At 44.5% G+C, this 21632-nt stretch carries 15 protein-coding genes; 7 read left to right on the top strand and 8 right to left on the bottom strand.

From position 1 onward, the window contains the following. Positions 1–85: 85 nt before the first annotated feature. Positions 86–2533 (bottom strand): acyl-CoA dehydrogenase FadE, encoded by a 2448-nt coding sequence (gene fadE / locus KO531_RS04330; protein ID WP_219250478.1) that lies wholly within the window; start codon positions 2531–2533, stop codon positions 86–88. 244 nt (positions 2534–2777) lie between these two features. Here fadE and KO531_RS04325 point away from each other — a divergent pair, with 244 nt between their 5' ends. Beyond that, positions 2778–3557, top strand: a complete 780-nt coding sequence (locus tag KO531_RS04325; protein WP_113939616.1) for a class II glutamine amidotransferase — start codon at positions 2778–2780, stop codon at positions 3555–3557. 321 nt (positions 3558–3878) lie between these two features. On the opposite strand, the gene KO531_RS04320 is transcribed toward KO531_RS04325, so the two are convergent. Together KO531_RS04320 and KO531_RS04315 are read right to left on the bottom strand one after the other, a co-directional pair. Beyond that, positions 3879–4670, bottom strand: coding sequence for a DUF3108 domain-containing protein (locus KO531_RS04320; protein ID WP_113939617.1), 792 nt, complete (start codon positions 4668–4670; stop codon positions 3879–3881). A 215-nt stretch (positions 4671–4885) separates the two neighbouring features. Continuing rightward, complete coding sequence (locus KO531_RS04315) at positions 4886–5314, bottom strand: MGMT family protein (protein WP_028760045.1); 429 nt, start codon at positions 5312–5314, stop codon at positions 4886–4888. Between the two features lie 545 nt (positions 5315–5859). On the opposite strand from KO531_RS04315, the gene def reads away from it, so the two are divergent. The 3 genes from def (at position 5860) to KO531_RS04300 (ending at position 8280) form a co-directional block, all read left to right on the top strand. Continuing rightward, a complete protein-coding gene (gene def / locus KO531_RS04310; protein WP_011789520.1) occupies positions 5860–6351 on the top strand; it encodes a peptide deformylase in 492 nt (163 codons plus the stop codon). Positions 6352–6581: 230 nt separating this feature from the next. After that, positions 6582–7427 carry a rhombotarget lipoprotein gene (gene rhlP / locus KO531_RS04305; protein WP_219250477.1) on the top strand — a complete coding sequence of 282 codons (846 nt, stop codon included), beginning with the start codon at positions 6582–6584 and terminating at the stop codon, positions 7425–7427. Positions 7428–7653: 226 nt separating this feature from the next. Then, positions 7654–8280, top strand: a complete 627-nt coding sequence (locus KO531_RS04300) for a LysE family translocator (protein WP_131525774.1) — start codon at positions 7654–7656, stop codon at positions 8278–8280. Between the two features lie 92 nt (positions 8281–8372). Here the strand turns inward: KO531_RS04300 and KO531_RS04295 are convergent, their stop codons facing one another. The 5 genes from KO531_RS04295 to KO531_RS04275 all read right to left on the bottom strand — a co-directional run bounded on the left by KO531_RS04295 (position 8373) and on the right by KO531_RS04275 (position 16646). Then, positions 8373–8582 (bottom strand): hypothetical protein, encoded by a 210-nt coding sequence (locus KO531_RS04295; RefSeq protein ID WP_219250476.1) that lies wholly within the window; start codon positions 8580–8582, stop codon positions 8373–8375. Positions 8583–8767: 185 nt separating this feature from the next. Then, the gene (locus KO531_RS04290; protein WP_113939623.1) at positions 8768–9151 is read right to left on the bottom strand and encodes a VOC family protein; all 384 of its coding nucleotides are present in this window, start codon (positions 9149–9151) and stop codon (positions 8768–8770) included. A 143-nt stretch (positions 9152–9294) separates the two neighbouring features. Next, positions 9295–11466 (bottom strand): alpha-amylase family protein, encoded by a 2172-nt coding sequence (locus KO531_RS04285; protein WP_219250475.1) that lies wholly within the window; start codon positions 11464–11466, stop codon positions 9295–9297. Further along, positions 11463–13703, bottom strand: a complete 2241-nt coding sequence (locus tag KO531_RS04280; protein ID WP_251068838.1) for a glycoside hydrolase family 13 protein — start codon at positions 13701–13703, stop codon at positions 11463–11465. Before KO531_RS04280 ends, KO531_RS04285 begins: the two co-directional genes overlap by 4 nt. A 120-nt stretch (positions 13704–13823) precedes the next feature. Next, on the bottom strand, positions 13824–16646 hold the full coding sequence (locus KO531_RS04275; protein WP_219250474.1) for a TonB-dependent receptor: 2823 nt from the start codon (positions 16644–16646) through the stop codon (positions 13824–13826). A gap of 494 nt (positions 16647–17140) precedes the next feature. Between KO531_RS04275 and KO531_RS04270 the strand changes: the two genes are divergently transcribed. The 3 genes from KO531_RS04270 (at position 17141) to KO531_RS04260 (ending at position 21534) form a co-directional block, all read left to right on the top strand. Further along, positions 17141–18763, top strand: a complete 1623-nt coding sequence (locus KO531_RS04270; RefSeq protein ID WP_219250473.1) for an alpha-glucosidase — start codon at positions 17141–17143, stop codon at positions 18761–18763. Positions 18764–18904: 141 nt separating this feature from the next. Then, positions 18905–20176, top strand: a complete 1272-nt coding sequence (locus KO531_RS04265) for a sugar MFS transporter (RefSeq protein WP_105252429.1) — start codon at positions 18905–18907, stop codon at positions 20174–20176. A gap of 143 nt (positions 20177–20319) precedes the next feature. Further along, a complete protein-coding gene (locus tag KO531_RS04260) occupies positions 20320–21534 on the top strand; it encodes an RsmB/NOP family class I SAM-dependent RNA methyltransferase (RefSeq protein ID WP_219250472.1) in 1215 nt (404 codons plus the stop codon). Positions 21535–21632 lie beyond the last annotated feature (98 nt).

Here is a 21632-nt window from a genome sequence, read left to right as displayed (position 1 = left end):
TAACTTGAGTCGTGTGATTGGTTATAGGTAATAAAAAAGGAGGCTAATTAGCCTCCTTTTTGTGGTTTAAATCTTACTGAGTGGATTACGCTGCACGTTCCTGTGAAGTGGTTGAAACCACTTCTGGGCGCAGTTCTGCTGGGTCAAAGTCATCAACGTTGATTGATTTCATACGACCAATTTCTGCTCTTTCCAGTAATTGCACTTCGGCATCGCTTAACACTCCTAAGGCTTTACCTTCTGCGGCAACTTTATCTAACCACATAAATGGTAGACGTTTACCACTGGCTTTACAGACTTTGTCATGTAGCGGTTCAGACGCGATGATGTCGAGTAGTGTTTGTTCTTGGATCCCCACAGCATTGTGCTCAGAGTTAGTCCAGAACTGACCTTTACCTAAACGGTTACGGCTTTCACATGGTGTTTGCATGATCTTAGTGACTTTATGATCTAACACATCGCTTGGGCGTTTCAGTGGACGACCGAATGGGAACATCACCACACGTAATACGCCACCAAGGCCCATAGGGAAGTTATCCAGTAAATCGTCTAAAGAAGCTTGTAGCTTATATAGCGCATCTTCAACTGCCCATTGTACTAATGGCAAGTCGTCGGTTTGACGGCCTTCATCTTCATAGCGTTTCAGCGTGGCTGATGCCAGATACAGTTGGCTCAGTAAGTCACCTAAACGGGCAGAGATACGTTCTTTACGTTTAAGGTTGCCGCCCAAGGTTGCCATGGCTAAGTCAGAAAGCAGGGCAAGGTTGGCACTGAAACGGTTCATCTGTTGATAATAACGCTTGGTTTTATCTGAATAAGGCGCGTTAGAGAAACGGCTTGATGTCAGACCTAACCAGAAGCTACGGATGAAGTTACTGGTCGCAAAACCAATATGACCAAAAATAGCTGCATCGAAGTTAGCTAAACCTTGACCCGATTCAGTATCAAACGCTGACTCCATTTCTGCGAGTACATACGGATGGCAACGAATTGCGCCTTGGCCGTAGATGATCATAGAACGGGTAAGGATGTTTGCACCTTCAACAGTAATTGCGATAGGCGCAGCTTGGTAGCCACGGCCTAAATAGTTATTGGGGCCAAGACACACGCCTTTACCGCCGTGAATATCCATGGCATCGATAACGCATTTCTGCATTCTGTCGGTCAGGTGATATTTCACAATCGCAGAGATAACCGACGGTTTTTCACCTAAGTCGATACCTGTGGTGGTCAAAGTCGTTACAGCATCCATCAGATAAGCGTTACCGCCGATGCGTGCCATTGGCTCTTCGATACCTTCAAGCTTGCCAATAGGCAATTTGAACTGACGACGAATGCGAGCATAAGCACCTGTTGCCAGCGCTGCGGTTTTCACGCCGCCAGCTGAGTTTGATGGCAGTGTGATACCACGACCCACAGATAAACATTCCACCAGCATGCGCCAGCCTTGACCAGCCATTTTCGGGCCGCCAATGATGAAGCTTAATGGCACGAATACTTCGTTGCCGCGAGTCGGACCGTTTTGGAACATGCAGTTGAGCGGGAAGTGACGACGACCCGTTTCAACCCCTTCCATATCGGTAGGGATCAAAGCACAAGTAATGCCGAGTTCTTCTTTATCACCAAGTAGATGCTCTGGATCGCGCAGTTTAAAGGCTAAGCCTAATACTGTCGCGACAGGCGCTAAGGTGATGTAACGCTTGTTCCAGGTCAGCTTCATCCCCAGAACTTCTTCACCTTCCCATTGGCCTTTACACACAATACCAAAGTCAGGAATCGAGCCTGCATCGCTACCGGCTTCTGGGCTGGTCAGAGCGAAACAAGGGACTTCTAACCCTTTGGCTAAACGCGGTAAATAATGGTTTTGTTGTTCTGGCGTGCCGTAATGTTGCAGCAGCTCTCCAGGGCCTAAAGAGTTAGGTACGCCAACAGTTGAAGCCAATTCACTACTTAAGCCCGCCAGTTTTTGTAACACGCGAGATTGGGCATAAGCTGAATATTCTAAACCGCCGTATTTTTTCTTAATGATCATGGCGAAGAAACCGTGATCTTTCAGATATTGCCATACGTCGGCAGGCAGATCGGCAAGTTGATGTGACACTTGGTGTTGATTCACCATGCGGCACACTTCTTCAACAGGGCCATCGAGGAAGGCCTGTTCGTCTGCACTTAAACGCGCAACTGGGTAGTTATGGAGTTTTTTCCAGTTCGGGTTACCCGCAAACAGATCCGCTTCCCACCAAGTGGTGCCGGCTTCAATCGCTTCTTTCTCTGTTGAAGACATTTCCGGCATGATGCCGCGATATACCTTCATCAGTGGACGACTGATCACATTTTGTCTAAATGCACTGATATTTAACGGCAGCGCGATCACGAGGAAAACGATCCAAGAGATAGGGCCGACAACATCGAGTGTCCATCCTGCTGTCATCACAACAGCGGCTGTAATAGTGGCAGTGAGCAAAGATACCCGAAGGTAAGCTAGGGCTCCTAGCACTAAGATCATGGCGATGATCCAAAGTAGGGTAGTCACTGTAATTCTCCTTAAATATGACCGAGTGCCAACCACAGGTCATAGAGTGTTTTATTGATTGCGATCACAATTATAGTTTGTGGTCAGACCTGTGTCGCATAAAAGTTAAACCTAAGAGAATTTTAATACAAGTATTTTTCAAACAATTGTTTAAATTATTTGTCAGCTTTGATCATTCCACAAATGTCATCAACTAGTTACAATGCCAATAAGTAGTTTTTTTGATTGATGATAGGCGAGAAATATGTGCGAGTTACTGGCGATGAGCGCCAATGTGCCGACCGATATTGTGTTTAGTTTTACGGGATTAGCACAACGTGGTGGTGTAACTGGTCCCCACGTGGACGGCTGGGGTATTACTTTTTACGAGGGGAAAGGTAGCCGTACTTTTAAAGATGCTTGCCCGAGTAGCGAATCGCATATTGCAAAATTGATCAAATCCTACCCGATTAAAAGTGAGGTGGTGATAAGCCATATTCGCCAAGCGAATCGCGGCTGTGTGTCTTTAGAGAACACTCATCCTTTTACCCGCGAATTATGGGGACGTTATTGGACCTATGCCCACAATGGTCAATTGACGGACTATCTGCCCAAGTTTCATGTCTCGCGCTATCAACCCGTAGGCGATACCGATAGCGAACTTGCTTTCTGCTGGATTTTGGAACAAGTCGCCCAGAAGTTTGGCGGTACTAAACCTGAAGATATGTTGGCAGTTTTCCATTACGTTGCAACGTTGGCCGAGCAAATCCGTGCCTTAGGTGTGTTCAACATGATATTGAGCGATGGCGAGCATTTAATGAGCTATTGCAGTAATAACTTATGTTACATCACTCGCCGCGCGCCGTTTGGTAAAGCGAAACTTATTGATACCGATGTGGTGATTGATTTTGATAAGGAAACTACCGCCCATGATGTGGTGACTGTGATTGCGACTCGCCCATTGACCGAGAATGAACAGTGGCGCGTTATGCAGCCGGGTAACTGGAAGCTGTTCAGATTGGGTGAGCTGTTAATCGATCTCTGATGTGATACCACTGAGCTAAATAATGAGGGCAAGCGGATTTACGGTTGACTTTGTTTTGTTCAGGTCACTTTATTAAAAAGTTCGAGTCAGTATCTAACATACCTTCTAGCAATCAGTGATGAACCATTAGCGATGAACATTAACTGAACTTAGAGGTAGGCCCTAAGTTCAGTTAGATATAGTTCAGTTAAATATAGTTCGGTTAGATATTAGTTCGGTTGGGCTTTATTCGATATGAGTTTGGCTTTAGTTCAGTATTGTGAAGCTAAGGCTTTGTATCATTGGGTTAAGTTTATACATCTTAACTCAATGCCTTACCGATTAACCTTCAGTCGTGCCGAGCAGTTTAGGCACTAGCGGTTTCTCTGCAATGTCTGCAGGTATGGTTTCTTGGTTCGGCACTTCATCGAAGTGGTACTTCAGCAACTTAATATCGAGCTGCTTACTGCCTTTTTCAAAATGTGTTAACCGCACGGGCAAATATGCTAAGTCAGGCGCCATCCAGAAGAAGGTTTGACGCTTTTTATTGTCACGCACGACTTCAATTTTGACTGTGTCGTAACTGCCGCTGTCGATGTTCATTCGTTCTTTACCGATCACATGAAACTTGTATTCATCGACTTCGTTGTCCTTGACCATCTTATAGTCGAGCACTTCTTTGCCTGCCATCATATCTAGCCTAAATTGCAACTGCACCATAAGAGGATCAAAGATTTTATCATCATAGGGAAACTTGCCTTTTTCATCTTTGTAACGGGTATGAATAAAGCCTTGAGCTTTGGCGAATGCGGTTTGCTCCGTGTAATTAGGCCCGACACCTTGGCGTTGTTGTAAGTAACGCAAAGGACTGAGCTGCGAATCATTTTGAGTAAATTCACTCAAGATGTGACGCACATCGGTTAACAATAACAGGCTGAGATCGCTATCAAAACGATACTTAAACACGCCATCTTCGGCATTGGGTAGCGTGTATTTGGCTTTTCCTAATTCAATGTCTCCATAGTTGACTTGGTATTCGGCCGTCTGCGGTGTTAGCGGTGTTGGCGCTGCCATGGCAAACATACTTTGAGTGAGGACGGTAAAACTCACTAATAATGTGGGAATGGTACGCAAAGAATGCTCCTTGGGTCGCAGGTTTTCACCTTGTATCACTACAGAACGGTCGGTAGTGGTTGATAAAAAAGTGTCGAGTAGCATGCTTACTTACACAGTTCTTGGTCAATCAGTTGAGCATAAATCAATTATCGGATCGACTGTAAGCAGGTTATAGCCGAGGACGACGTTTCTGTAAATAGAGATGTAAATAGTTTATGGATCAATATATTAAACTAAAATGGCATTGCCATGACTAAAGTCACCAGATCCGGGCGCCACTCGTATTCAGACAAACTAATTTTGCCGCAGTTCACTGTTATCCCTTCAATTCTTAATAATTCCATCTGTTCTTGAAAGAAGGTTGAATTTTTCTCGAAGGATATTTTGCCTTGACTATTGAGTACCCTATGCCAAGGGAGTGACAAATGTTCGGGAGCTGCTTTTAGCGCTTTTGACACATAACGCGCTCGTCCCGGTAATCCTGCATAATCAGCTATTTTGCCATAGCTGCTGACTTTACCCTGCGGGATCATGGCGACGATATGCCAGATTTTCGCCATAGGAGACAAATCCACTGCTTGGGGCTGTTTTTTCGCTACACTCTGTTTATCTTGTTCAAGGTATTGATACAGTGGTGATTTTTCTTTAGGAAACGATGCCATTGAATTGTTAACCCTCAGCTTAATGGTATTGATACCAATCACATTAAATATCTAATCAGTTCAAAGCCTCACAGGTATTTAAATCTCAGGCGCATTGACGCAGAAATCGTTATTCTCTTTTAAGTCAATGCAACACCAGAGTGGGATACCTGTGAGGCTCCCAAAGGGCGGGTTTCAAAACGCTTTATACTGCGTTTAAGGCTTTCGACAGAGCACCACTATGCCTTCAAGCCTTCGCCTTGTCTAAAGCGCGTTGAATTCTCGCTGAATGAACAGATATTTAATACGATTGGTATGACTCACAAAGAATCACGCTCAAAAACTTTTGCTTGATGAGTTCACGCTAGTGTAACGGTAAAGCGTGGCTTAGCGGAAGATGTGAGAGTATTTGGCATTTAAAGGATTAAGCACTTCTCGATATTTTTATCGGCTAGCTCGATTACTAACAAAATATTTAAACTGTTTTTAGCTTAAATATTGTGTAAATGGTCAAATAGTCCATAATAGCGCCAATTTTTTTGACTCGATGAGAGAAGATAACTGGCATGGCTGTACTCGATATTCTAACTATTCCCGATGAGCGCCTTAAACGTAAAGCGCAACCTGTAAAAGATATTGAAGCTGTTCAGGGATTTATCGATGATTTAATCGAAACCATGTATCACACGGACGATGGTATAGGTTTAGCGGCAACTCAAGTCGGCAGTACAGATGCCATTATCGTGATCGATTTATCTGACGGTCGCGACCAGCCTTTAGTGCTGATTAACCCTGAGATTGTTGAAAAGTCAGGTGAGTTCGTCGGTGAAGAAGGTTGTCTGTCTATCCCCGGTTATCGCGCTAAAGTGTCACGTTTTGAAAAGGTTAAAGTGACAGCCTTAGACAGAACTGGCAAGGCTATCGAAATCGAGACTGATGAGTTTTTAGCCATAGTGTTGCAGCACGAAATCGACCATTTGCATGGCAAAGTATTTATCGAACATTTATCCATGCTAAAACAACAAATCGCCCTTAAAAAAGTGCGTAAATACGCTTAACTTTTGACTTAAGTTGTATTTTAGAGAGTGGTTGTACCTATTGACTAGCCGCATTTATAGTGCGGCTTTTTTGTATTTAAAATCTAATCAAGGAAGATTAATGCTGTGATATGTGAACATAACAGCTTGTTTTTACTCTGATGAGTGGATAAGGTAATCCAAAATCTGCATTAGTTGTGGGTTCAGTTTTCATCATTAACAGCAAGTGTATGGATACGGTAGGGAAACAAATGAAACTTAAGGTAATAGCCTGTGGCATAGCCTCATTCGCCATGCTTTCACTGAGCGGTTGTAGTGCATTTTTTAACGGTAATACTACGGAGAAAAATGCGGTATCAAGTAGCTTAGTTGAATATTTATACCCCGATGAGAAGAGTCGCCAAGCCCAGCAGCCATCCTTACCTGTGCTGCGTTTACCTATTACCGTCGGCATCGCTTTCTTGCCTTCGTCCCATTGGCAAGCCGATGCAATTGATAGCCGAACTCAGATGGCCTTACTTGATAAGGTTAAAAAATCCTTTGTCAAATATGACTATATTGATCGTATCGAAGTGATCCCAAGTACCTATCTTAAAAATGGTAAAGGTTTTGAAACCTTGCAGCAGGTTGCTCGCCTGCATGATGTTGATGTGATGGCATTGGTTTCTTACGATCAATTGATGCAAAGCCACGAGAACAAATCCGCCATCCTTTATTGGACGATTGTGGGTATGTATTTAATCCCCGGTAATGAAAATGCGATTCAAACCTTTGTTGATACAGCCGTTTTCGATATGCGTAGCCAGAAGATGTTATTTAGGGCGCCAGGTATTAATCAGTTAACTGAAAGTTCAACCGCTGTTGGCGTGACGACAACCCTAAGAGAAAAATCCTACGAGGGCTTTGCTCTCGCGGTGAACGATATGATAGTCAATTTAGATGACGAGCTTGCCCGTTTTAAAACTCGGGTTAAGGAAGAGCACGTCGCCACCATAGAACATAAACAAGGTTACAGCGGCGGTGGCAGCTTATCGCTATTGATACTTTCACTACTGGGGATTTTTGCGGTGCGCCGTTTAACGATTTGCCGTGAATAAAAAAATTAAGCGCAAATTAAGATCGTTAAGGATGAGCAAATTGAAGTTTGCTTTGAATCAAGACGTGAGCAAAAAGTATATAAAGTTGAGCACAGGTTCTGGTTACCAATTTACTTGTAGTTAACGTTTTGATTTTTTTTAAAGTGGTTTACAGAGGCTGCGGTATTGCGTCGGACACCACTTAAGCGGCGCGATAGATTACGCGTTTAACAAGGAGAAAAATTAAATGGATTTAAATTCACTATTACTGTTTGCAGTTGCTTGCCTTGCTATCAATCTTATCCCTGGACCCGATGTCATCTACATTGTATCTAACACAATGAAAGGGAAAATGATCAGTGGGCTTAAAGCTGCGATGGGTTTAGGTGTGGGTTATTTTGTTCACACGCTTGCTGCTAGCTTGGGATTATCTGCCATCATTCTCAGTTCAGCGTTGGCTTTTAGTATTGTGAAGTGGTTAGGGGCCGCGTATCTAGTGTATTTAGGCATTCAAGCGTTAATATCAATGTGGCGTGGCAATAATAAAATTGTGGTTGATAACAATAGCAAACCAAACGGCAACGTAGTTTTCCAAGGCATTGTCGTTAGTGTACTTAATCCTAAAGTCGCTTTATTTTTCCTCTCTTTTTTGCCGCAGTTTATTGACCCGTTAGCGGGTTCAACGTCAATTCAGCTGTTAACCCTTGGTCTTATTTTCAGTTTGTTAGCGACCTTGTGTAACGTCCTTTATGCGTCGGCAGGAAGCTGGGTATTTAGTCGCCCCAATTCCCTGCGTTATTCGAGAGCCTTAGAGGGGATATCAGGTGTGTTGCTTATTGGCTTGGCCAGTAAAGTCATGACCAGTGATAGATAGTGGAATAAGGTCATTTTGTCGAGTAAGACATAAGTCCTCATTTGCTCTGATAGATATGAGCTTTTCAATCTAGCTATGACAAAGATCGCTTGTTACAACTTCACAAAATACGGTAGCGCGATGAGTGCTATGCCGATGCAGACGAGTAAGATTAGGTTGCTGACAAAATAAGGGTAGAGCATCAGGGTTATCCCAACGACGAGGGGGATGGGTGCAACTTGGCGTTTGCCATAGGTGAAAAAGCCAAGACCAAAGAGACTAAAGACTAAACTCCATAGTAATAATGCTGGATTATCAAACATCTTGAGTTCCTAAATGGTTAGCCTAGGTAGGCTTTGACCTTATCACAGCGCCAAATTAGTCAATCGATTACTTAAACTATTGGTTAAACGGCTGCGTCGTTTTATTGAGTCTAATGCTGACCATCCCTTAGCGTAATTAAGCTTTATTCATCTTATTGCTGTGATGTTGCCTTATTTCACTCGTGCTATAGCTCATATAACTCTAAGGGTAAGCCGTCGGGATCGCTAAAGAAGGTGAATTTTCTGCCTGTGTATTCGTCAATGCGGACGGGTTCAACGGTAATGTGATGGCTATGAAGATGTTCGATGGCGGTTTCAATCGATGCTACGCGAAAGGCGAGATGCCTAAGTCCACAGGCTTCGGGATAGCTTGGTCGTTTGGGTGGATTATCGAATGAAAATAACTCAATTTGACTCTTATCGGCCAGTTGTAAATCAAGTTTATAGGACTTACGTGCCTCACGGAAATGCTCTGCAAGCACGGTAAGGCCAAGAATGGTTACATAAAAGTGTTTGGACTTTTGATAGTCGCTGCAAATAATCGCTGCATGGTGAATGCCGAGTAACATCGCTTTCCTTTGTGATTTTTAAAGGGTGATCAAATAAGATAGAAAGGTTTGAGAGTATAACGGTTAAAAAAAGATAGCGTCACAGTTTAGCGTGACGCTATCGGTCGATTTCACTTTTTAGCTCACCTAGGCTTTTTGCTCGTTTAATCTTCCAGCTCGAATATGGCTGAAGACAGCGGTGCAAGTTGCATCTGAACTTGTCCTTCACCTTGTTTGACAACCAACTGCGCTTTGTTGTCTTCCAGCAAATCCTTAAGTGGATAGGTCCCATCCGTTAACTGCCATTGGTCGATAAGTGGCTTTGGCAGCTTAAGGGATAATGGCTTTGCTTGGGTTTGATTAAAGTTATTCACAATAATCAGTTTTTGGCCCGTTTTATTGGCCGTATTTTCCTCAAAGCGCACAAAGGCAAAATTGCTGTCATCATAACCCGTTGCGCTGCCATGTGTATCCATTGTGGCGGTTTGTGCGCTGCGGTTGGCGGCATCGAGCGAGTAATATTCTCCTAAAAGCGCCGGTACATTTTTACCTGTGCTTAGGTTCAGTAATTTTTGATAATAAGCCCGCAAAGTGGCTTCCTTTACGGTTGATTGTCCACCATCAAACTTGCCATTGTTCATCCAGCGCTGATGGGCAGGGACGCCAACATAGTCAAAAATACTGGTGCGTGATGCATGACCAAATCCTGGGTTGTCGATGGCGGCTTCTCCCACTTCTTGGCCAAAATACACTAACGTCGGTGAAGTGCCTATCGTTGCCGACACTACCATAGCGGGTAGGGCATTGTGTGGATTAACGGCTTGGGTTGCGGTGGGCTTATTTGTGTGTAGCGATGCTAAAAATGCTGCATTACCAATACGTTGCTCGTCGTGGTTTTCTAAAAAGTGCAGCATGTGAGATTCAATATCCTGCACTTTTTCCTGATCTGCCGCGATATTAGCTGTGCTGGTTTTACCCGCCATCACGGCTTTTAGGGTGTCGTAAAGATCGACCTTATCGTACAGATAATCCATTTTGCCAAGTTGGATATAATCTCGATACAGCTTGGGGTTATAGACCTCGGCCAAGATAAAGGCATCGGGATTTGTGTGTTTTATCTGGCTGTTGAGATAGCTCCAAAACTCCACTGGCACCATTTCGGCCATATCATAGCGAAAGCCATCGACCCCTTTCGCTAGCCAGTATTGCGCAATCTGATTGAATTTAATCCAAGAGCTCGGGAGCTCGGCTAAGTGTTGTTGCCAAAAAGCGTAATGCTGCGCCTGCGTTAAAGTGGCGAAATTGGCTGGCAGGCGAGGGAAGTCATAGGTGCCATCGGGGCGTACGCCGTAATTGATTTTGACTGTTTCGTACCAATCATTGGCATCGGGCTTGGCTAAGCGTGAGCCATTGCCTGTCCATTTTGCGGGAAATTCGTTGAATTTTCCGTCACTTAATGGGTGAGCTTCTCCGCCCAGCGGTTTAAGATTTGCGGGTAAGCTTGGCACTTCAAAGGCATGCGCTTGTCCCTTTGCCCCCTCCGAGCCATTATTAACATCAACTTTATCAACAACGTAATAGAAGTTGTTGTTTTTGGCGTACTCCAGACTGGTATCATCATCTTCGCCAAAATCGCGCACGCCTTGGGGTTTATTAACGGATTGATAATGGCGCGCCACATGGTTTGGCACTATATCGATAATCACCTTTAAGCCGTGGTGATGGGTACGGGCAATGAGCGCTTCGAACTCGGCTAAACGGTTGGCGGGATTGACCGCCAGATCTGGATTGACGTTGTAGTAATCTTTGACTGCGTAGGGTGAGCCCGCACGGCCTTTTACCACATCGGGATCATCTGCACTCACGCCAATCGCGCTGTAATCACCAATCAATGCATGGTGGGGAACGCCAGTGTACCACACATGGGTAACGCCTAGGTCCTTGATACTATTGAGTGCAATATCGTCGATATCATTAAACTTGCCGACGCCATTGTCGGCAATCGTGCCCCAAGGTTTGTTGGTTGGATTTTTATTGCCATAAAGGCGAGTAAAGATTTGATACACCACAGGTTTAAACGTCATAACCTCACTCTCAGACTTTGGCAGTAACTCATTATCAAGCGCCTGTGTCGATGTATTTGCATTGGTCGAGAAGCTAAAAAGCGAGGCAGTTAATAAAGAGGCACTGAATAGAGCGTTTAAACATAAGCTGAGTGATGACTGTCGGCGCTGCGGGGCTTTCGCTGCTTGGGTTATAAGTAAAGCCACTATGGGAAATTTAGCCTCTTGGGGGCACTGAGTCACTCGGGAATTGATAGGCGATAAAAAGCTCAAGACTGAATTCCTTTTAGGGTTGAGTTTTTGATTGGGTGAGTTGTTTGAGCCTGAGTTAAATCGCTAGCTGAGTAACTCATATGATTAGAGGTTTGACGGCTAGATAAGCCAGTATTTAGCTGCGGTCTTGCTTTAAGCTCAAGGATAGTGACCCCTGCGTGGGGCAATGCTAGCGCTTGATTGAGTGAAACTGTGTTGCCACTGATGATATCTGTAGCGGCGCGGTTATCGCCAAGTACACTGGCAAAGCGGTTTACATCTAGCGTGACTGCTTTGTCATTTTTATTGTAAATCACCATGACTTTATCGGCCGAGGGCTGAGTGCAGGCATTGTGTTGGGTTTGAGAATTGTGTTGAGTTAGTGACTTAAGTGCTTCGGCTTTCTGTTCAGCTGATAATGGGTCATTCAATAAGCAACGAAATTGTACATAGATGCCATCCTGCGGCACAAAGTGCAGTAAATCACCCGATTGCAGCGCAGGGGATTGTTTACGGTAATTCAGTAGGGTACGGACAAATTGCTGTGCTTGTCGCTGGGGTTCACTCAGCCCTTGGCCGGTAAAGGCGTTAGTGGCACTGTTGGCAAACCCGCCGGGGAAATCACTGCGCACAACGCCATCGTGACGGCCTTCTGTCGGGCTAGTCATTAACACTTCTGTACCGTAGAACAGCTGCGGAATGCGTTTGGCGGTCAGCACATAGGTGAGGGCCATCTTGTATAAGTCTATATTTTCTTTCACTAAACTGAAGATACGATTGGTGTCGTGATTGCCTTCAAATAGCACTAGCTTACTGGGTGAGGCATACACAACATCGTTGGCTAACATCTCGTAAAGCTTGATAAAACCCGTATCCCAGCTTTCTGGATCATTGAGGCTGGCAATTAATTTTTCATATAGCGGGAAGTCCATCAAACTGGGTAAATCTGAGGTATAACCATCGTCATTGATTTTGCCCTTTTGCCAATAGGACACTGTGATAGGGTTTGCGGTCCATTCTTCACCCACAATATTAAAATGGGGGTATTCAGTCATCACGGCCTTAGACCATTTAGCGAGAAATGCTTTGTCGGCGTAGGAGTAAGTATCTTCACGTATCCCCGAAAGTCCGGCGTACTCGACCCACCAAATGTTGTTTTGGATAAGATAGGTTGCCAGTTTTGGATTGCTTTGATTCAGATCTGGCATAGTGTCGGTAAACCAACCGTCGACAAAATCGATTTGATCTTGCGCTGCCGCGTAGGGATCTTGCACTGTGGTGCGCCTATGGCTGGTGAAACGGGGGCTGGTAACGCTGGATGTGATAGCGCTGGATTTAGCATCGGCAGACTGAGTCAAATTAGGCTTGGATTCTTGATTCTTTAGCTGCGTTTTTGTGGCATCGTTCAGCCAGTCATGGCTAGGTAAATCGTTGAGCCACCAATGGTTAGAGCCGATATGATTCACCACAATATCTTTAATTACTCCAAGCCCAAGCTTGTTTGCCTTAGCGACTAAGGCTTTATAATCTTCGTTGCTGCCAAAGCGGGGATCTACGCGGTATAAATTGGTAATTGAGTAACCGTGGTATGAATACTGGGCTTGATTATTCTCAAGCAGTGGATTGATCCATAACTGAGTCACGCCAAGTTTTGCCAGATATGCTAAGTGCTGGCTGATCCCTGCTATATCGCCGCCATGGCGAGCATCGGGATAGTTGAGATTACTGGGAGAGTTAGCCGCGACTTGCTCTAACATATCGGCCTGACTGTCATTACTGGTGTCGCCATTGGCGAATCGGTCCGGCGTGATAAGGTAAATCACATCCTTATTGCTAAATCCTTGGCGTTCACGGCTACCTTTAGCGCGCCCTTGCAACGTATAGGGCAGGCGATAAAGAGGTTTATTGGCTTTTGAAGCAGAGTCAGTGCTGGAAATCACTAGTTCAAAGGTTTGCGGCGCAGCTTGACTCAGATCTAAATTGATAAACAAATAGTGAGGGTTATCAGTGTGCTCAAGGCTTTTAAGTGTGATGCCTTTTCCTTGGATATCAAGCTTAATCTGCTGCGGTAAGCTTGGAAGTTCGCGGCTATACAGCATCAGCTGTAACTCAGGGTTCTGCATCCCCGCCCACCAAAACGCGGGTTCAAGCTTAACGTCCGTCGATATATCTTGCTTAAAGGTGTTTGCATAGGCCGTATTAAATGAAGAGCAAACCAAGCATAAATAAAGCGCAATCATTAGGTTTTGACGGATCATAATGTAAGCCTTTTAAAGATAGAGAAGTAAAATGCGCTGGCATGATGAAGTTTAACATTGCTGAAATCTACATAAGCAAAAGCCTGCTTCTTAATTGAAGCAGGCTTTATTTGGGGTAGTTTATAAAGAGTAACTTAACCCTAGGAAGTACTGTCTACCGAAGTATTGGATTGTTCCTGTCTGATGTTCTTCACCAAAATAGGTTTTGTTCGGTTCATCAGTTAAGTTATTAATTTGGAATAAGAACTTAAGTCCATTTTCCAGAGCGTATGAAGCTTGATAATCCACAATCGTTTCGGCATCGAAGAAAGCAAGTTGTGATTCAACTGCCACTTGTTCTGAAACATAGCTACTACGATATCTCATGCTGACGCGAGTATCGAAACCATCCAGAGTATAGAACAAGGTGGTGTTGAGTACGCTTTCTGATAAACCTGGTAATGGAATGGATAAGTTTGAACCACTTAAATCTGTGGTAAATTCCACTTCACTGTCTGAATACGAGTAGCTGCCAGTGAAGCCAAGACCGCTGAGTGGCGAGGGTAGGAAATCAAATATTTGGGTATAACCTAACTCAACACCACGAATGTAGCCGCCATTGTCGTTGTTGATTGCAGTTTGATATTGACCTTCATCTTTTACTACTGGGAATTCAACACCATTATCGATAATAGTATCGGGGACGATAAATCCATTACCTTCAAAATCAAATGGTTGGATTGTAAAGTTGTTGATAAAGGATTTAATATCTTTGTAGAACAAGGCTACGACAACCGCACCTTCAGAATCTTCAAAATAGTGCTCGTAAGATAAGTCGTATTGATCAGCATAGAACGGATCGAGTAGAGGACTGGTGTTACCCCAAGCATTGTACTTTTTGTATCCCGGAGTAGCAGAATCGTCATACCAAGATCCCATGCCTGACTTTAGTTTGTCGATTGGAGGACGTGACATCACAGAGGCTGCAGCAAAGCGCAGTTGATCATTTTCAGTGAGGTGGAAAGTTAAGTTGAGTGACGGTAAATAATCGGTATAGGTTTTACCTATCTCGTTACGGATATAATCGGTACTGATCACGCCAAGTTCATCAGTAATCGCTTCACCTAGGCCATAGCCAACTTGTTGTAGACCTTTACTGCTTTGATCTGTTTGAACAACACGCACGCCCACGTTACCCGTGACTTTCATATCGCCTAAGTCAAACTCGAGATTACCTTGGACATAGCCAGCTAATACATCTTCATTGACCGAACCGCTTTGGATCATGGTCCAGTTATTAGACCAATTGGCTGTCGGGGTGAAAGGGGATTGTCCTGTTGCCGCTAACTGTGCGTTAATCAGCTCAATGGCTTTGTTAAAATCAACGGAAAGGAAGCTAGGGTAACCAGATAATTCACCGCCAAAGTTGACGACATTTGTCATGTCAGTGTTCATTTGAAGCACGGGCTGGTTAGTTGGGTTTTTACCAAATTCAAAACCATAACCTGCTTGTGAACGTTGCGCATTAAACTCACGTTCTGAGTAGCGCAGACCAAAATCAACTGAAGTTAAGAAACCAGAATCTAACACATAGTTAAAGTCTAACTTGTAGGCGACAAGATCATTTTGTTGATCGTATGGCCACATACCCACTTCTTTTAAACCCAAAGTCGCCGTATCTGTATAGTCGTGTGAAAAACTGACATCCGCAGGATTCAATCCATGTAGTCTATAGGTGATTGATTCTGCTGAGCGTACTTCATTACCTATATCATCATATAGAACGGCACGCGTACCACCGTTGACGAACTCGCCATCGGCTTTTGAATAACTCACATCACCTGCGATAGTCAAGGCGCCGCCATTATTCCACTCAATATTGACTGAGCCTGATGTCAGTTCTGAATATTTTGAGTCGTTATCGTTAATCACAAAAACAGCAAAGTTATCATTACCAGTGGTTGATATGGTTCCACCAGTAATAGAGCCATTTTCGACAACGGGATCACTGAAAGTACCATTTTTTAATGACTTGACTCGGAAGCCTCTAGCAAAGTTTTCGGAAGTGAATTTTGAGTGGAATAAATCACTTTTCACACTAAGATTGTCTGTAGGTTGCCAATGGATAGCCGCCATATAACCATCGCGAGTATCATCACCACCTTTTTGCTGCAGTTCAAAACCTTCACTGTTTGATTCTAAAATATTATCGCCATTGACATCTTGTTTACCGTCATTGAAACGTAAACCAATGAATTGACTGGCAACATAAGGTTGGTACAAATGGGCATAGCCTAGCGCCACACCGAGTGTATCTTCAAGGAATTTGCCTTGATAGGCAAAGCTAAGACGGTTGCCATATTGATCTGCATCGGAAATCTCATCCGCTCTGTCATTAAAACTGCCGCGAGCATTGATATTAAATGATTGGTCTTTGTCGCTTTTTAAGGGATCTGCGGTTTTTAATTCTACCGTACCGGCGACGCCACCTTCAATCAGCGAGGCTTTTGGTGTTTTATAGACGGCGGCTTGACTAATTAATTCGGATGGATATTGGTCAAACTCAATCGCGCGTTTACCGCCCGTTGTCACTTGTTCGTGTCCATTAAGTGTTGCAAAGACGAAATCACCATCAAGACCTCGAATATTGAGGCCGCTTGCTTGTCCACCAGTGCGCACTGCGGTCACGCCTGGTAAGCGAGTCAGTGCATCAGCGATTGACTGATCGGGAAGGGCGCCAAGATCATCTGCTGAAATCGATTCAGAGACGGTATCTCCAAAGCGTTTATCATTTAGTGATTTGATGACACTGGTTCTAAAGCCTTTAACTTCAATAACCTCAATAGCAGCTTCTTTTGCTTTTGCTTCCTTATCTGTGGTCACTTCATCTGCCGCATAGGAGTGCATACTGGCACCTGCGGCGATGAGCGCTAAGGTTAGCAAACTGGGTTTAAATCGCATCATATCTCTCTTCCCCTTGGAGTCGCTTTATCGCTTTGTAGAGCGTTTATCGTTATCACCGCGTTATTTTTGCGGCCTTTTTTTGGTATATGGGCGCTTAATTGACTGCATAAGTGCTGCGTTTATGACCAAATTGTTATGCAACGGTGAAGATACTACTCCCGAGTTTCTTAGCTGAACAACAGAGTGCATACGTATTCAATACCTAGCAGAGTTAAGAATAGACTGTGATAGAGGGTGAACTCAGGGAATAAAATGATTTTATTTTGTAATCAAGTGACTGTTACTAAAAAGTAAATTTCATTGTGATGCCATGTGACTATTGGCAGCATCTTCTGCATACGTATGCAGGTGTATTGAACCTTATTTCCCTCTTCACGTATGCTCGTTAGCACAAAAGAAGCCGCGATGACTTTACTCTGCAGTAACAAAACGATAACTGTTTGCTTGAGTGTGTTAGGGAAAGTTCGCTGTAGAATAATGATAAAGGGGCAACAATGAGTGAGTTAACGTGGTGGCGTGGTGCAGTGATTTACCAAATTTATCCGCGTAGCCTTTTAGATACCAATGGTGACGGCGTCGGGGATTTACGCGGCATTATCATAAAGCTGGATTACATTGCGAGTCTCAATGTCGATGCCATCTGGATTTCACCTTTCTTTAAATCTCCTATGGCAGATTTTGGCTACGACATCAGTGATTACCGTGAAGTTGACCCTCTTTTTGGCACTATGCATGATTTCGATGAATTGATTGAAAAAGCCCACGGTTTAGGTATTAAGGTCATTATTGATCAAGTATTAAGTCATACCTCGGACCAACATGCGTGGTTTATCGAGAGCCGCGAAAACCGTACGAATCCCAAGGCGGATTGGTATGTGTGGGCCGATCCTAAGGAAGACGGTACAGCGCCTAACAACTGGCTCGCGATTTTTGGCGGTTGTGCTTGGGAGTGGGAACCGCGCAGACAGCAATACTATTTACATAACTTCCTGCGTAGTCAGCCCGATATTAATTTCCATCATCCCGAAGTGCGCCAAGCTGTGCTGGATAACGTTGAATTTTGGCTTAAAAAGGGGGTAGATGGCTTCCGCTTAGATGCCATTACTTTTTGTTATCACGATGAGCTGCTCAGGGATAATCCGGCAAAACCTAAGGATAAACGTCAGGGCCGTGGTTTCAGTGAAGATAACCCTTACGCCTATCAATACCATTACTACAATAATGACCGTCCGCAAACCATCGCTTTTATTGAAGATTTACGAAAGCTCATCAATCGCTATCCAGGAGCGGTGACCTTAGGCGAAGTCTCTGCCGAAGATTCTTTGGCTGTAATGGCTGCCTACACTAAGGGCGAAGATCGCCTGCATATGGCCTACAGTTTTGAGCTGCTGACTGATGATTACAGCGCAAGTTATATTCGCCAAACCGTAGAGGCTTTGGAAGCGAGCATAGGTGATGGCTGGCCATGTTGGGCTATCGGCAATCATGATGTGCAGCGTGTAGCGAGTCGTTGGGGGCAAGATAAGCAGAATTCAGACATAGTCAAAATGCTCAATGCCATGCTAAGTTCGCTGCGCGGCAGTATATGTAGTTATCAAGGTGAAGAACTCGGTCTAACTGAGGCGCCAATTGAATATCATGAGCTGCAAGATCCCTTTGGCAAAACATTTTGGCCTATGTTTAAGGGGCGTGATGGTTGCCGTACGCCAATGCCGTGGCAGCAAGGCGCTGACTTTAGTGGTTTTAGTGATGTTTCTCCTTGGCTGCCAATTGCACCTGCGCACCAAGCGTTAGCTGTGGATCTACAAGAATCTGATGCTGATTCTATGCTCAATGGTTATCGACGTTTTCTGGCTTGGCGTAAGTTACATCCAGTGTTAGTTGAAGGTGATATTAAATTTGTTGATACAAAGGAGCCCATTTTGGCCTTTGTTCGCACCTTAGGCGATATAAAAGTGTTCGTGGGATTCAATTTAGGTGATACCGAGGTCGAGTTTGATTTCTCTGCATTTGAAATCAGTGAGTCGCTGACGGGACACGGCCTTAAAACCGCACAAATAGAACACAATCAGCTGAAGTTTTCGGCATTTACCAGCTTTTATGCAGTGTTAAAGTGAAAATGATTCATTTTTATTCGGTTGAAGTGTTATAGATACGGGATCCCAAGCCCACAGTTCGATATAAACCCGCCCACGGGCACCATGGGGAATGTAACCTTAATTAGTTCCTGATAATAAAAACATACAGAGAGAATAACTATGGCGTCATCAATTAATACCGGTAGCTACACGAGCAGCACTGGCGAAAATGGGTCGGGCAGTTATCGTTTTGCCTTGATCTCATTGACTTCACTGTTTTTTATGTGGGGTTTCATCACTTGCTTGAACGATATTCTGATCCCGCATCTTAAAGCTGTGTTTTCACTGAATTATACTCAAGCCATGTTGATCCAGTTTTGTTTCTTCGGTGCTTATTTTCTAGTCTCAATCCCTGCGGGTAACTTAGTGAAAAAACTGGGTTATCAAAAGGGAATTGTTTCTGGTCTCGTGATTGCAAGTATTGGTTGTGCGCTGTTTTATCCTGCGGCGGCCCTCGCTACTTACAACTTGTTCCTCGGTGCATTATTTGTTTTGGCATCAGGCATCACAATCCTGCAAGTGGCAGCCAATCCTTATGTCAATGCCTTAGGCAGTCGCGAAACTGCGTCGAGTCGTTTGAATTTAACGCAAGCGTTCAACGCCTTAGGCACAACGGTCGCGCCGTTTTTTGGTGCTATGTTAATTCTTTCTGTTGCCAGTTCAGTATCAGGCGATTTAGCCCAAGCGAGTGCTGAAGCAGAAGTGGTTAAACTGCCATACCTGTTACTTTCTGGCGCCTTGGCAATTTTAGCGCTGATTTTTGCGAAGTTAGATTTACCTGTGATCCGTGAGCATGATGAAAGTGTTCAAGGTGAAGTTCAGACCCATCTAGGTAAAACCAGTGCCTTACAAAGCAAGCACTTAGTGCTCGGCGCTGTGGGTATTTTCGTGTATGTCGGCGCAGAAGTGTCTATCGGTAGCTTCTTAGTCAGCTTCTTAGGTGAAAGCCATATAGCGGGTATGCCAGAAGCCGAAGCCGCCCATTACATCGCCTATTATTGGGGCGGCGCTATGGTGGGACGTTTCATTGGCTCTGTGGTGATGCAAAAAGTACCAGCAGGCTCAGTGCTTGCATTTAATGCTTTTATGGCGGCGCTACTTGTGGTTGCAGCGATGACAACCAGTGGCAGCATTGCCATGTGGGCAATTCTTGGGGTGGGGTTATTTAACTCGATTATGTTCCCAACGATCTTCAGCTTAGCGCTTCGTGATTTAGGTCCACACACTTCACAGGGCAGTGGCATTCTGTGTTTGGCGATTGTGGGCGGCGCGATTTTGCCTTTATTTCAAGGCATGTTAGCGGATAATCTTGGCGTTCAGCTCGCCTTTATTCTACCCGTGATTTGTTATGGGTTTATCCTGTTCTACGGGGCTAAAGGCTCAAAAATGTAATGGGTTAAACTGACGGTGGCAAAAAAGCGATCTTAGGATCGCTTTTTTTATGGCTTTAACCTTAACTCGGCGCCAGCGCGCTTGCGTATTAGGGCCTGACCTCCTATGATCCTCCGGTTTTATCATTCATGGTGACCTTTTAAATGTTGAATTCTCCGCTTTCTGCCAGCTCGAACGAATTAGTGATCAGTATCTTAACTATGGTGCTGAGCCAAGGAAAACCCTTAGATCGGGCCTATTCTCAGCATTTTTCTGGGTTGCAATTGGTACCTGCCGAGCAGGCGCGTATCGCATTAACGACGGGTGATATCCTACGTCGTTTAAATTTATATTGTTATCTGGCGGAAATCAGCCCAGATGAGATGGAGCGTTTTGGCTCTAAATTGCTTAATGCTTGGCATTTATTCCATGGGCTTGAATTGCCTAAAATGCAATATTCGCTGCAAGTCGATGAGGCGCGTTTAGCTGAGCGTATCGAGCAAGCGAAAACTAAGCCTGTGTTGTGGGACGGTTGCCCTGAGTGGCTCGATGTTATGGGCCGTGAGCAACTAGGTGAGTCTTGGGAAAAAGAGCGCGCCGCGTTAAGTACTGCGCCGAAACGTTTTTTACGCGCTAATAGCCTTAAGGTGACTCGTGATGAACTGGCCGCTAAGCTTGCCGCTGAGTTTGTGAGCACGCTCTGTGTTGATGGGGTTGATTCTGCCCTTGAAGTGACCTCCGATTCTGCCTTGTTCCGTACCCAAAGCTTTAAAGATGGCTTATTCGAGCAGCAGGATGCGGGCTCTCAGCGCGTAGCTGCGGCGCTTGATGCCAAGCCAGGCATGAAAGTTATTGACGCTTGCGCAGGCGCGGGCGGTAAAACCTTACACATAGCTGCGCAAATGCAGGGTAAAGGACGCTTGTTGGCCATGGATGTGGAGCAATGGAAACTCGACAAACTTAAGGAACGCGCCCGTCGTAATGGCGCACACAATGTCGAAACCCGTGTTATCGCCAGCAGTAAAACCATTAAACGCTTAAAGCTCAGTGCCGATAGAGTATTGCTTGATGTGCCTTGCTCTGGTTTGGGTGTATTAAAGCGTAATCCCGATGCAAAATGGCGTGATACCGTAGAGCGTTTACCCGTGTTAATGGAACTGCAAAAACACATTTTGAACAGTTACAGTCGCATGGTCAAAGTCGGTGGCATAGTCGTCTATGCGACTTGTTCTATCTTCCCTTGCGAGAACCGCGGTCAAGTGGATGCGTTTTTAGCCGAGAACCCCAACTTTCGCCTGATTGAAGATGAAAGTATCAGCCCAGCCGATAGCGGCTTTGATGGCTTTTACCTTGCCAAACTTGAACGTATTCAAGAATAAAGCATTGCTTTTTAGACTAAAGTAAACCTTTTACCGCGCAGGTAAAGGGTTTACTTAATTAACATTAGTGCCTAGAATTTCTTATAAGTTATAAATAT

This window comes from Shewanella sp. NKUCC06_TVS (genome assembly GCF_019345515.1).
GTDB classification, from domain to species: domain Bacteria; phylum Pseudomonadota; class Gammaproteobacteria; order Enterobacterales; family Shewanellaceae; genus Shewanella; species Shewanella oncorhynchi.
This window is presented reverse-complemented; position numbering and strand designations above follow the sequence as displayed.

What these genes read in the sequence shown, in the direction of transcription:
- KO531_RS04295 (WP_219250476.1), bottom strand. Translation starts at nt 8,582, where the DNA reads ATGTTTGATAATCCAGCATTATTACTATGGAGTTTAGTCTTTAGTCTC.
- KO531_RS04290 (WP_113939623.1), bottom strand. Translation starts at nt 9,151, where the DNA reads ATGTTACTCGGCATTCACCATGCAGCGATTATTTGCAGCGACTATCAA.
- KO531_RS04300 (WP_131525774.1), top strand. Translation starts at nt 7,654, where the DNA reads ATGGATTTAAATTCACTATTACTGTTTGCAGTTGCTTGCCTTGCTATC.
- KO531_RS04280 (WP_251068838.1), bottom strand. Translation starts at nt 13,703, where the DNA reads ATGATCCGTCAAAACCTAATGATTGCGCTTTATTTATGCTTGGTTTGC.
- rhlP (WP_219250477.1), top strand. Translation starts at nt 6,582, where the DNA reads ATGAAACTTAAGGTAATAGCCTGTGGCATAGCCTCATTCGCCATGCTT.
- KO531_RS04270 (WP_219250473.1), top strand. Translation starts at nt 17,141, where the DNA reads ATGAGTGAGTTAACGTGGTGGCGTGGTGCAGTGATTTACCAAATTTAT.
- KO531_RS04275 (WP_219250474.1), bottom strand. Translation starts at nt 16,646, where the DNA reads ATGATGCGATTTAAACCCAGTTTGCTAACCTTAGCGCTCATCGCCGCA.
- KO531_RS04260 (WP_219250472.1), top strand. Translation starts at nt 20,320, where the DNA reads ATGTTGAATTCTCCGCTTTCTGCCAGCTCGAACGAATTAGTGATCAGT.
- KO531_RS04325 (WP_113939616.1), top strand. Translation starts at nt 2,778, where the DNA reads ATGTGCGAGTTACTGGCGATGAGCGCCAATGTGCCGACCGATATTGTG.
- KO531_RS04315 (WP_028760045.1), bottom strand. Translation starts at nt 5,314, where the DNA reads ATGGCATCGTTTCCTAAAGAAAAATCACCACTGTATCAATACCTTGAA.
- def (WP_011789520.1), top strand. Translation starts at nt 5,860, where the DNA reads ATGGCTGTACTCGATATTCTAACTATTCCCGATGAGCGCCTTAAACGT.
- KO531_RS04265 (WP_105252429.1), top strand. Translation starts at nt 18,905, where the DNA reads ATGGCGTCATCAATTAATACCGGTAGCTACACGAGCAGCACTGGCGAA.